Source organism: Bdellovibrio sp. (assembly GCF_047637665.1).
GTDB lineage: Bacteria > Bdellovibrionota > Bdellovibrionia > Bdellovibrionales > Bdellovibrionaceae > Bdellovibrio.
The window spans coordinates 130,932-142,717 of the sequence record NZ_JBLJBT010000026.1; the positions used below are offsets into that span (position 1 = coordinate 130,932).

11 protein-coding genes are annotated in these 11,786 nt (G+C 47.0%); 8 read left to right on the forward strand and 3 right to left on the reverse strand.

The features are described from left to right. Nucleotides 1–13: 13 nt before the first annotated feature. The 4 genes from sppA (at nt 14) to ACM64D_RS08755 (ending at nt 2,615) form a co-directional block, all read left to right on the forward strand. Nucleotides 14–982: a signal peptide peptidase SppA gene (gene sppA, locus ACM64D_RS08740; RefSeq protein WP_415062821.1), complete on the forward strand. Its 969-nt coding sequence runs from the start codon at nt 14–16 to the stop codon at nt 980–982. 2 nt (nt 983–984) lie between these two features. Beyond that, a complete protein-coding gene (locus tag ACM64D_RS08745) occupies nt 985–1,557 on the forward strand; it encodes an HIT family protein (protein WP_415062822.1) in 573 nt (190 codons plus the stop codon). Further along, nucleotides 1,554–2,303 carry a rhomboid family intramembrane serine protease gene (locus tag ACM64D_RS08750; RefSeq protein WP_415062823.1) on the forward strand — a complete coding sequence of 250 codons (750 nt, stop codon included), beginning with the start codon at nt 1,554–1,556 and terminating at the stop codon, nt 2,301–2,303. The genes ACM64D_RS08745 and ACM64D_RS08750 overlap by 4 nt, the downstream gene beginning before the upstream one ends. Nucleotides 2,304–2,426: 123 nt before the next feature. After that, nucleotides 2,427–2,615: a hypothetical protein gene (locus ACM64D_RS08755; RefSeq protein WP_415062824.1), complete on the forward strand. Its 189-nt coding sequence runs from the start codon at nt 2,427–2,429 to the stop codon at nt 2,613–2,615. A gap of 118 nt (nt 2,616–2,733) precedes the next feature. On the opposite strand, the gene ACM64D_RS08760 is transcribed toward ACM64D_RS08755, so the two are convergent. Further along, nucleotides 2,734–5,217, reverse strand: coding sequence for a hypothetical protein (locus tag ACM64D_RS08760; RefSeq protein ID WP_415062825.1), 2,484 nt, complete (start codon nt 5,215–5,217; stop codon nt 2,734–2,736). A 113-nt stretch (nt 5,218–5,330) separates the two neighbouring features. Further along, the gene (locus tag ACM64D_RS08765; protein WP_415062826.1) at nt 5,331–6,335 is read right to left on the reverse strand and encodes a L,D-transpeptidase family protein; all 1,005 of its coding nucleotides are present in this window, start codon (nt 6,333–6,335) and stop codon (nt 5,331–5,333) included. A gap of 161 nt (nt 6,336–6,496) precedes the next feature. Between ACM64D_RS08765 and fliL the strand changes: the two genes are divergently transcribed. The 3 genes from fliL (at nt 6,497) to ACM64D_RS08780 (ending at nt 9,927) form a co-directional block, all read left to right on the forward strand. Beyond that, nucleotides 6,497–7,006 (forward strand): flagellar basal body-associated protein FliL, encoded by a 510-nt coding sequence (gene fliL, locus ACM64D_RS08770; protein ID WP_415062827.1) that lies wholly within the window; start codon nt 6,497–6,499, stop codon nt 7,004–7,006. 101 nt (nt 7,007–7,107) lie between these two features. Further along, nucleotides 7,108–8,505, forward strand: coding sequence for a M16 family metallopeptidase (locus ACM64D_RS08775; RefSeq protein ID WP_415062828.1), 1,398 nt, complete (start codon nt 7,108–7,110; stop codon nt 8,503–8,505). 3 nt (nt 8,506–8,508) lie between these two features. Beyond that, nucleotides 8,509–9,927, forward strand: coding sequence for a M16 family metallopeptidase (locus tag ACM64D_RS08780; protein ID WP_415062829.1), 1,419 nt, complete (start codon nt 8,509–8,511; stop codon nt 9,925–9,927). 76 nt (nt 9,928–10,003) lie between these two features. Here ACM64D_RS08780 and ACM64D_RS08785 read toward each other — a convergent pair whose 3' ends face one another. After that, the gene (locus tag ACM64D_RS08785) at nt 10,004–10,726 is read right to left on the reverse strand and encodes a hypothetical protein (protein WP_415062830.1); all 723 of its coding nucleotides are present in this window, start codon (nt 10,724–10,726) and stop codon (nt 10,004–10,006) included. 107 nt (nt 10,727–10,833) lie between these two features. Between ACM64D_RS08785 and ACM64D_RS08790 the strand changes: the two genes are divergently transcribed. Next, on the forward strand, nt 10,834–11,739 hold the full coding sequence (locus ACM64D_RS08790) for a LysR family transcriptional regulator (RefSeq protein ID WP_415062831.1): 906 nt from the start codon (nt 10,834–10,836) through the stop codon (nt 11,737–11,739). The last annotated feature ends 47 nt before the right edge of the window (nt 11,740–11,786 follow it).

Sequence of the window (11,786 nt, forward strand, 5' to 3'; positions counted from 1 at the left end):
AGAAAGGTGTGCTATGAAGGGCAGTTTTTTTAAAAAGCTTGTTATTATCTTTCTTGTTTTTGTGGGCATTGGCGCCTTACTTAAATTAAGCGGCGACTTTTTCGGCGATTCGGAAAAGCGCGTGACTGCCAAAAATACCATTCTTCATCTTGAGATGAATGGTGTGATCTTGAATGGGAAGAAGTTCCTTAAGAATCTCAAAAAGTATCGTGACGACCATAAGGTGAAAGCGATCTTGATCAGTATCAACTCTCCGGGCGGGGCCGTGGGGCCTTCTCAAGAAATCTATTCTGAAATTAAGCGTGTGCGCGATGAAATCAAAAAGCCTGTGATCTGCGTAAGTACAGGTGTGATGGCCAGTGGTGCTTACTACTCGGCTGTGGCCTGCGACAAGATCGTTGTCGCACCGGGAGCGTTGGTGGGTTCCATCGGCGTTATCATGGAGTTTGCGAATATTGAGAAGCTTTATGATTGGGCGAAGATTTCTCGTTACTCCATCACCTCTGGAAAGTTTAAAGACTCAGGGGCGGAGTACCGGGCAATGCGTGAAGATGAAAGAGCCCTTTTCCAAAATATGATCGACGAAGTTTATGGACAGTTCAAAACCACGGTCATGCAAGAACGTAAACTTAAAGAAGACGTGGTGACAGAGTATGCCGACGGTCGCGTTTTCACCGGAGCAACGGCGGTGAAGTTGGGCTTTGCCGATCAGGAAGGTTTTTATGAAGATGCGGTGAAGCTGGCTGCTGAAACTGCAAAGTTGGGAGACAACTACGAAGTTTTTGAAATTCCCAAAAAGCGCGTCAGCATTTTCGATCTTGGTGATACGGAACGGGAAGACGACGTCAACAGTCTGGCGGAGTATGCGGATGTGTTGAAAGGGAAAGCCTTCGGACCGGACATTGAGGCGGCGATGAAATTTGTTCTTCGTACAAAATATTTGAATCAGCCTCTTTATATGTTACCGGGATCTTGGGAGTAAGAGTGGCGAAGAAGAAAGCAAAGAAGACCCTTCCTAAAAAGGCGTCAGTCAAAACACAGATTCAGATTGGGAAAGAGGTGTGGCCTCTAGAGCGTGATGTTCTGTTTCGTCCCGATCGCATGAAGTATGTGAGAAAATTGATTAAGCCAGAGGGATGTGTTTTTTGCAAAGCGGCCAAGGCCGAAGTCTCTTTCGAGACTCTTTGTGTTTATAAATCAAAACACTCGATGGTGGTTCTCAATAAATTTCCTTATAACAGCGGCCATGTATTGGTTCTGCCGCTTCGTCATTGCGGGGATCTTTTGAAATTATCCGAAGAGGAGTTTCGCGATTTGCAGGACACCATCCGTTTGACGATGAAGGCTTTGAACGAGGCCTATGAGCCGGGCGGGATGAATGTCGGGTTGAACCATGGGGCCGTTGCCGGCGCGGGAATTCCTGAGCATCTTCACTATCATATGATTCCGCGTTGGGCGGGGGATTTGAATTTCTTCCCATTGATTGCTGAGACCAAGGTCTTGGTTGAAAGTCTAGAGCAGACCTACGAGAAGCTTTGGAGTATTTTAAAAAAATGAACAGAGGCGTGACCTTTCAAACAGCTCCACTGACTCCTGCAGTGAAGTGGTTGCTGATCATCAATGTAGCGGTGTGGTTTGTCTTTCAAGTGATCTTGGAAGGCTTTTTGCGCGTTCCTTTTACTTCGATCTTTGGCCTTTACCCGGGAAAAGTCCTTTTTGATTTCCAGATCTGGCAGGTCGGAACCTACATGTTCCTGCACTCGTTGCAGGTGACTCATATTCTTTTCAACATGCTGATGTTGTGGTTTTTTGGAGCCGAACTTGAGCAGCGTTGGGGCACCCGCTTCTTTTTGATTTATTATTTTGTTTCCGGCATTGGTGCGGCGATCCTCTATTGTTTAGGTGTTTGGGGTTACGCTTTGGTGACAGGATCTCAAACGGGATTGATTGTGCCAGTTATTGGAGCCTCCGGGGCCGTGTTCGGTTTGTTGTTGGCTCAGGGGCTGATCTTTGGTGATCGCATTGTCTATTTCTTTATGTTGTTCCCGATGAAGACCCGTTATTTTGTGGCCTTGATGGGACTGGTCCAATTAGCCTCCATGATGACCTCAAGCGTCACGGGAGGGGAAGTGGCTTATTTGGCCCATTTGGGTGGGTTGGTTTCGGGTTTTATCTGCCTTCAGGTCAAGGCTTGGTTTGATCGCAACTCTTGGAAGAAAAAGTCGAATAAATCCAAGGGACGAAATCTACGCTTGGTTGTCGATAATGAGAAGAGCGACAAGCCACCCAAGTATTGGAACTAAACTAAATATTATTTCTAGCCCCATTGCCGGTCCTCTTTTAAAGGACTGTTTTGATCGAGTTGGGGGCTAGACGCGGTGTAGGATTTGCGCTATATCTTAGGCTTCGTTTGAAAAGGGGTTTTTATGTCTTTGGCTCAAGCTAATAAAAATTTGAAATTCGATAAAAGAATGACTGAAAGAAATGTGACAGTCGGTGAGATGACTAAAGAAGAATTGCAAAAGCACCTTGAATCTCTTCCAGATCTTTCTCACAACGTTGAGAAGTTCACCATCGACGGAAAAAATTCTTCTTCAACAGAAGAATCTCACTAAAAAGGTACGCCGTACCTTTTTGTAGTGCAGAGCAAAAGCGGTCCGCAAAATTAAAAGCCTCTTCTGAAAAGAAGGGGCTTTTTGTTTTTTATGGATCGCGATCTTAGTGGGTTTCGACTTAGTAGAAGGCCGTCCAGTAAATACAATCACATGACGTTAAAGTTCCGCCCACATAGGAAGTCCATGAAAAACCCGTGGCACTGATGGCAAGAAGGCGGGCCGAGGTGCAGCCCGAGTTATCAAGCTCCACAACCGTTAGTTGCACAATGGGAGCTCCCGGAAATGCGGTCGGGAAGGTCACACTTCCCGTGGTTCCCGTTGAGTTGTTTGTGCAGTTTCCAATCTGCCCTTTTTGGATACTCATCCCCGTCGCCGCAGTGGTTTGAGTCGTGCCGTCGGGAAATTTAATCCCACCGGAAGTGCTTTCGATCGTGCCACTGACAGTCAGTTTTTGCCCTGGGTTTATGACGCCAATACCGACATTCCCATCATGGTTTATGACCATGCGTTGTTGTCGAGCAGTCGCGCCGTTCGGGGTCGTGGAAAATCCTATAGCCGTGCCCTTGGTTGTCGCCGAATGATTTTCGGTCGGAGAAAAGCTGACATTCGCTTGAGGGGGCCAGAGTGTGGCAGAACCCGCGCTGGACTCTGAGAGATACGCAATTCCCGCCGTCTCTGTTCCTGCTGTGGGATAAGACACGCTTCGAGTCACTAAGAAGGGAGTGATGCCATCAAGAGCAATGTCAGAGTCTGAGGCGACATGCAGTTTTGCCAGAGGACTGGATGTGCCAATTCCTATCGATCCGTTTGTGTCGACTCTCATTTTTTCCACATTGCTGGTGTCAAAGATGATCGGACCTGCAACACCGTTACTGATAAAAAGTTCGTTCGTGGACCCCGAGGCATAACCGAGAGTTCCCTTCCAGTTGCCGTTTCTGAGAAAATCAATAGAGGGAATTCCCGACGCCGGACTATCCAAAATCAGAGGAGCTTGCGAAGTAGAACCTGCTTTAATCGCCAGCCTTGCATTGGGATCTATCGTCGTGTTGATGGCAATATTGCCAGTACTTCCGATAGTCATGCGAGTGGCATTGGACGTCTCAAAATTTAAATCATAAGCATCGTTGGTTCCCAAGGTCGCGGCCGCAGTGAATGAATTTCCGCCATTCAAAAAGAGCACGCTGTTCGTAAAGGATGTGCACGTCATCATTCCGGTCCCATCAAAGCTGACCATCTGTCCGTTGGCGCAGGTAAAAGCCGTCAATGCTCCCGCGCCGCTTGAGGCGATGAGGCGATTGGCGGTAAACGAGGTTGCTCCCGTTCCGCCTTTTGAAATCGGCACAGACGCGGGGAAATTGGCAGGGTCGGCACTGATGGTTCCAGAGGTTACAGCAATTCCGGCACCGATTTGGACGGCGCCTTTGGAAGAGGTCGTCGCATCGTTAATTGAGATGAGCGGTGTTGTTGTTCCTGAACCGACCACAATAGGAGTTGTTCCCGTGACTGAAGTCACTGTGCCATTGGTCGGCGTGATCCATTGCAGACCCGAAGTCTGTGAAGAGTTGGCGGACAGAACTTGGCCATCAATCCCCACGGGCAAACGAATCGTATTTGTTCCATCACGGGTGAGAAGATCCCCTTTGTTTGTCAGGGGAGAAAGAGCGTTGAACGCCGCGAGAGCTGTCGTTTGCCCAGTTCCACCATTGCTAATAGGAAGAGTTCCAGTAATTTTGGTCGTAGCAATATTGATGGGCTGACATAAGAGCTTCCCCGCAACGGAACTCCAATAAGGAGTTTCATCGGATGCGCAGTTGGCGCTGCCGACGGCCGAGTTAAACTCACTGATTGTATGGGCGTTGCTAAAGCGAGCATCATCTCCTGCAGCGACAGTGCCAGAGCTGGTTCCGACATTCAGTGTAATTTGAGGTGATGAGTTCGCGTTGGCGATGCTCAAGTAAGAGTTTGTTGAAGACACCGCAGTCACAGTGCCGCCGCTGGCACCGGTGACAGGCGCGCAGGTAAAAGCATTGCCATTCCAGCTTAAGAATTCACTGCCTCCGCAAGTGGGAACTCCTGTTTTTAAAACGAAATCAGAGGGCAAACTTTCTCCCAACTTTTCTGCCGAATACGCGAAGGCAGAAAAAGGGACCGTGCGAATTTCGTTATCAGGGCTGATGACTCTCCAGCCAGTTCCATCGTGAAATTGGACCCGCAAGAGACGTGTATGCCCGGACGCTGGAGTGTAGGTGCCCGCGACATTGTTATTGGGATCGGCGCAGTCATGGGTCTTGGTATTGTCAAAGACACTCAATAAGGATTTCGTAGGGGAGCTAGGGAAAAGTTTATTACCTGTTCCAATGGGCACATCAAAGACGCCCTGACTGTTTGTCATGTCGATCGCGTTCTTTTGTTCTCGATAAATGATGCAAGTCCCATTGTTACTGGTGATCTCAAAAAGAAAGCTGACGTTATTGTATTCAAGGGGTCGTCCCTCCGAAGATAAGATGCGTCCTTGATAGGTTAATGAATTGGGAGCCCCCAAAGAATAAAGAGGGGTCACTACGATTACCAGTACGTTCAGGAAGTGACATTTGAATTTCATAGAAGACTTATCGACGCCTTTTTGACGGGGCTTTAACAAGTTCTCAAATTGCGTCGTAATGAACCCTCATATGAAAGCTTATCACTTTTATGGGGACTGGTTTATGAGGCGAACTACTGTTGTGACTTGTTCGCTTGAGCGGTGAGGGAATTGTCACGGGCAATGGCCGCAGCGACTTCCTGTTGGTTGAACGGAGTCCACTCTTCGCGAATGATTTTGTAAGAGTCACCGGACTTGAGTGCGTAGATCGTCTTGACGCCGTAATCGACGTGTTGATCCGATTCATAGCGCTGCAGGGTTTTCACTAGCAACTGATCATTGTGTTGAACGATATAAGGCTGGGAAAGATGAACTTTGATGTATTCATATTTCGTTTTCAAGCCAGCTTTATGGTTCTTCCAAGAGTTGAAGTTGAAGCCGGGGGCTTTAAAGTCTTTATCGTAATAGCTCATGTACTTTTCAAGATCATTGTTTTCCCAAGACTGGCGCCAGCCTTCGATGAAGCTGTTCAGCTCCAGACGACGCTTTTCGTGCTCTTCTTTGGAAAGGTAATTGACCTGATCGAAAATCAAAATGGGAGTCTCGCGCAGTTTGATGTAGTCCGCGAGCTTTTTTATCACCTCGTTGCGCACGACCACACAGCCTCGGGATCCTCGAGTTAAAGGGACAGAGTCGGGAATGGCGTGAAGCCAGATGCCAGAGCCGGTTTTCTTTTCGCGTTGATCAAAAAGATTGGGGTAGTTGGTCGTGAAAGCCAAGGCGCCATACAAGCTGAAGGGAATCTTCGGTTGAGTCAGACGTTGTTCGAGGAAGTAAATACCTTCAGGGGTTCTGTGGTCGTCCCGCTTGGTTTTATTGCCGCCATTTTTTCCAATATCAGCGGGGTATTCTTCCACTTTTTTGATTTTTTCTCCGTTGCGTTCAAACACCGTCAACTTGCGCTGTTCTTTATCTACCAACAGAACATAGCGGGAAAAGGCTTCGGTTTCTGAAATCTGCAGAAGAGGGGCGGGAAGAACTTCCTTCGTGTCACTTTGAGACGGGGCTGCAATAGGCGACTCCGCCAAAGTTGGCAGAGAGATAAAACATAAAGCGCAGCCCGTGAGGAAAAATCTCATATTCTTAATTATGCTCCGAGGGGTCTTGTTCTTGTCAAGTGCCTGTCCTCAGATGTCCAAAGCTTGGACGTTTTTCTCAACATTTTCTGTCAATAAATGTGGCCTTAGATCTTAAGACCTTAGCCTGTTTCTCCGATATCTTTCAATGACAAGAGGTTTTTATGGCTGAAAAACAAGACAAAGCTCCCGCGAAAAAAAGAGACCTGGGCAAGTTGCTCCAAGTGGCATTTGCTGTTCTAAACCTGGCAGTTATGGGAGCCGGTGGTTATATGGTTTACGCCTCGACCATGGGTTGGCAAAACCCTGTTATTACTGAGGAGATGGCGGAAAGAGAATTGGCGTCGGTGTCAGATGAGGCCGATACAGCACCTTTGGTTTACACCATGGATAAATTCACAGTGAATTTGGGGGGAGAACCCAAACGGACAATCCGCCTTGAGGTCAACCTACAAATGTTAGGTAAAGAAGGCTTTGAGGAAGTCATGGAGCCAGAGAATCGGGCCAAAGCCCGCGACCGTATTGTCCGTCTATTGAATGACAAAGCCTTTGCGGATCTGGACAGTATTCAAGGGAAACTGTTCCTCAAAGACAAAATTGCGGGCGAAGTGAATGGTATTCTTCGTCGCGGTATTGTGAAGGACGTTTTCTTCTCTGATTTCGTCGTGCAATAGACCAAGGTCTGCCAAAAGTCGCAAAAGTCCTCAAGTCGTTGAATTCAAAGGTTTAGAGTTTCACACTAGAAATCATTGAATATTCAACGAAGGACATCTCTATGAAGAAATGGATTTCTGCTGTGGTGTGGGGACTTTGTTTTTCTGTCTCTGCACAAGCCGTCGAGCCCGTACCCAACAAACCCGATATCAAAGAGTCTTTGGGAGCCATCAAAGGATGGACTTCACAAAATGATTTAAAGATCAGTTTGCCGGTCACGAAATTCACCTTGGATAACGGACTCACCGTTCTTTTGTTAGAGGATCATGCAGTCCCGATGGTCAGCTATCACACCTGGTATCGAGTGGGTTCTCGAGATGAATATCCTGGAGTGACAGGGGCGGCTCACATGCTAGAGCACATGATGTTTAAAGGTGCCAAAAAATACGATGGCAAGGCCTTTGATCGTATTTTTCATGAAAATGGCATTACCAATAACGCCTTTACATCCAATGATTATACGGGTTTCTACGAAAACCTTCCCAGCTCCAAACTTGAGCTCGTCATGGACATGGAAGTGGATCGTATGAGTTCTTTGGCTTTGAATCCCGACGATTTAAAAAGTGAAAAAGAGGTGGTCAAAGAAGAGCGACGTTGGCGTATCGATAACAACCCGATGGGATTGTTGCGAGAGCTGATGATGAGCACGATCTTTAAGGTTCATCCCTATAAGTGGCCCGTGATTGGACACATGAAAGACATCGAAAACTACGATGTGGAAAAGCTGCGCTTCTTCTATAATACCTTTTACGTTCCCAACAATGCAGTTTTGGTTATTGTGGGCGACTTCAAAACTTCAAAAGTGAAAAGTCTTATCGAAGATTATTATGGAAAGTTGCCATCGCGCCCCTTGCCTGAAAGAAAATATGCGATGGAGCCTGCGCAGAAGGTTCAACAAAATGCCGTTCTGAAGAAAGACGTGCAAAATAGTTCATTCGTCGTGGCTTTCCAAAGTCCTCGTCAAGGGGAGCCTGATATGTACGCTTTGGATTTGGCGGCGAATATTTTGGGTTATGGCACTTCCAGCCGTTTGCATAAACGCCTGGTTTATCAAAAAGAAATTGCGACGTCGGCTTATGCCTACAACTTCGCGATGAAAGATGCCGGAATCTTAGGTGTTGGTGTGAATATGAAGCCCGGCTTGAACACCCAAGAAGCTTTGGACATTGTTTACAACGAAATTTGGAAACTGCGTAATCAAAATGTCACGGATCCTGAGTTAGAAAAGGCCAAAACTCAAGTCATGAAAGATCTTGTGGACAGTCTTAAGACCATGGACGGAAAAGCGCGCGCCTTAGCGGTGAATGAAATTGTCACGGGTTCCTATCAAAGTCTTTTTACGGATCTTGAGAAGTACCAAGCGGTGACTTCAGAGGACATCAAGAAGGTGGCGAATAAATACACCCAGCAGATACAGCGTTCGATTATCACCCTAGAACCGAAAATGAAGAAGGAATAGAACATGAAAAGAGTTTCCTACGCCTTAGTACTTCCTTTGATTTGTTCATCTTTGATTTCTTGTTCCTCATCCCCCAAGCAAGCCGGCTCAAAGCCAGGAAAGGGCTACGTCACCAAGGGGAATGGTTCCTTCACGCTTCAACCTTTTAAAGAAGTGACATTGGAAAATGGCCTCAAGATTATTTTCATTCGCGATATGACGTTGCCGCGTTTGAGCTTAACCTTGATGTTTAAGACGGGAAGTGTGCAAGAGACCGATGCGAAAGCCGGCCTGAATGCTTTAACGGCTTATCTTTTGGAGCAGGGCACACAAAGTCGTAACGCCATGAAGGTCGCCGATGACTTTGGCCAGTTGGGATCCTCTTTGGATGTTTCCCCAGGCGCTGATGTCACGACGGTGTATGCGGACTCTTTATCAACGGGTTCTGATTTTTTGTTGGATCTCTTTGTTGATGTTGCGATGAATCCGGCCTTTAAGGATGCCGAGATTTCTCGTCTGCGAGCTCAGATGTTGGCGGGACTTCAGAAGAAGATTGATAATCCCTCGGCCTATGCCGATGATCGCATGGATCAATATCTTTACGGAGCTCACCCCTACGCCCGTGATGTGAATGGCACTCCAGAGGCACTGCGTGGAATTTCCAAGCAGGACATTATTAAGCATTACCTGACATTCTATCGACCTAACAACGCTTCTTTGGCCGTGGTGGGCAGCTTTGGGGATGAGTTTGAAAAAAGAGTCGAAGAGATTTTTGGAAAATGGACCAAAAGAACAATCCCCGTCGTAAATACGGAGGCGCCACCGGCGATTGACGACCTGAAAGTTAAGTTGATTGTTAAAAAAGGATTGCAACAAACTCAGATTCGTATCTCCGGTTTGGGGATCGCCCGCTCGAATGAAGACTATCTGCGGTTGCGGTTGGCTAATGAAGCGTTGGGCGGAGGTTTCGCCAGCCGCTTGAATCAGAAGGTCCGCGACGATCTGGGACTGACCTATTCGATCTATTCCTACTTTGATGTGCGCAAAGAACGTGGCAGTTTTGACGTTTCAACTTTCACAAAGAACGAAACGGCGGGGAAAACCCTTGAGGAAACTTTGAAGGTGATTCGCGACTATGCAGAACAAGGCGCTCAGGAGTCGGAAGTGGCGGGAGCCCGCAGTCAATTGATCGGTCAATTTCCTCGCGCTATCGAAACGGCAGATCGTTTGGCCTACAATCTTTTGGCCTTGGACTTTTATGGAATTCCTGTCGACTATCTGACAGACTTTAATAAGAATGTGGGTGCGATCAAGGCGGCAGAAGCCAACAAGGCCTTCCAAAAGGCGATTGATCCCAGCAAATTAAAAGTTTTAGTTTATGGCGATGAAAAGATTATTTCTCAGTTCGAGAAATACAAACCCGAAATTGAGCGAGTGAAGTAGTCGGGGACACTGTATTCAAAAGACTTTGTGAGAGAATCTGCCGCTGGAATGAGCGGCAGATTTTTTTTGGAAAGGACTATTTCTTTTTCTTGCGGGCGCGAAGATAGATGTAAGCACCAAGGGCGGCCAAGATCAGGGCTCCGGCTAAGAGCATGGTTTTATTTTTTCCACCGCTGCCTTCGTTTCCATCACCTTGCAGCATATCTGCGGGCATGGCCGAACTGATAGGGGCCCCTAAAGTTTCAGAACCAGGGCGAATTGGACCAAGGTCGGGCTTCGCTAAAAGATTTTTCGAGGCGATCACTCGCAGACTCATCACCGCTTTGAAGAAGTCTTGGCTGTATTTGGTGTAGTACTGCTTGTGCGCACTGAAGGTCACGAGGATCGCGATTTTGTCTTTGATCGTCGCAAGATAACGAGTGAAGTAGTTGGGAACTTCAGATCCTAAGTGCAAAGAATCGACCCACGCCTGATCGTTGATCTGCACGCTTTTCGATTTATAAACGATTTTAGACTCACTAGAGCCGCCGCCGCGCATATTCACGGTGATCGGGGTGTTTAAGTGGGATTCGTAAAGAGCGAACGTATCGGTCGGGCCGACTTCTTTGGCGGTCAAAATGATAATGGCCTCTTTAGATTCTTTAGTCTGTTCGCTGCGGCAGACCCATTCGGTTTGCTCCAGGTTGCATTTCCATGATTCCGGCATTTCGAATGCAATATAGGCATTACGAAAGACTTTTGCATGGGCGCTAAAACTGAGTAGAATAACGGCGAGTGATGCGAACAAACGATACTTCATGCAGACCTCGAGTTGGTTTTACTTGCACTCCGACTTCTTCGGAGTAAGTCTGCGTTAAGTATAATAACAAAATTCCTTCGGATCAAAGAGCAAAGGAGAAAAATCCAGTGAAGAACCTTTATCAGCTGACAACCTTTGTAACAGTTATTAGCGAGGGAAGCATGACGGCTGCGGCGGACAAGTTGTATCTGACTCAACCTGCGGTTTCCCAGCAGATTCGCAACCTGGAGGAAGATCTAGGGGTTGAGTTATTGGTGCGTGGAGTTCGTCAGATCAAAGCGACGCCTCAGGGGGAAGTTCTCTATGAATACGCCAAGAAGATTATCAATCTGACCCAGCAAGCGGAGATCGCCATTAAATCCATTGGCAATCAGATGAAGGGTCAACTGCGCATAGGTACTTTGAACTCACTGGGACTTCATTTGATGAGTCCGATCGTAGGGCGTTTGATGCGTCATAATCCTGATTTGATGTTGAAGATTGACTACGATAAAGGGGACGAGCTGATCAAGGGATTCAAGAAAGGGCAGTACGATATTTTGATCTTGCCAGACGTGAAGACCGAATTTTCCGCGGAGCTAGAAAACTGTGAACAAAAGTTTTTAGCGAAAGAGGAAATGTGGTTGGTGGGTTCAAGTAAAGATGAAAAAATGCCCCAGCAGATCAGCTTCAAAGATATTGGCTCCTTTTCTTTGGTGAACTTTACTGACGAGTTCCCAGGTTTTAATAATCTGGTGAATGGAAAGATGCAGGCCTTAGGTTTACATATTTCGTCCATCTTCGAATCCGCGAATGTGGGAACGTTAAAAAGAGTTATTGAAGCGGGATTGGGATGGGGATTTTTGCCAGCCCACTCGATAAAAAAACAAGTGCGTTCAGGAAGAGTCAATCGAGTGTATGTGAAGGATCTTCATTACGAGATTGATCTTATGTTCTATTACAAAAAGAATTCCGAGAGCAAAGCTCTGGTCGAGGTCTTCTACCAAACTTTAGCCCAGCAAGAGAAAGGCTGAGTGTCTACCCCCTAGGGCTAAACATAATTGATATTTCTTCCGAGAAG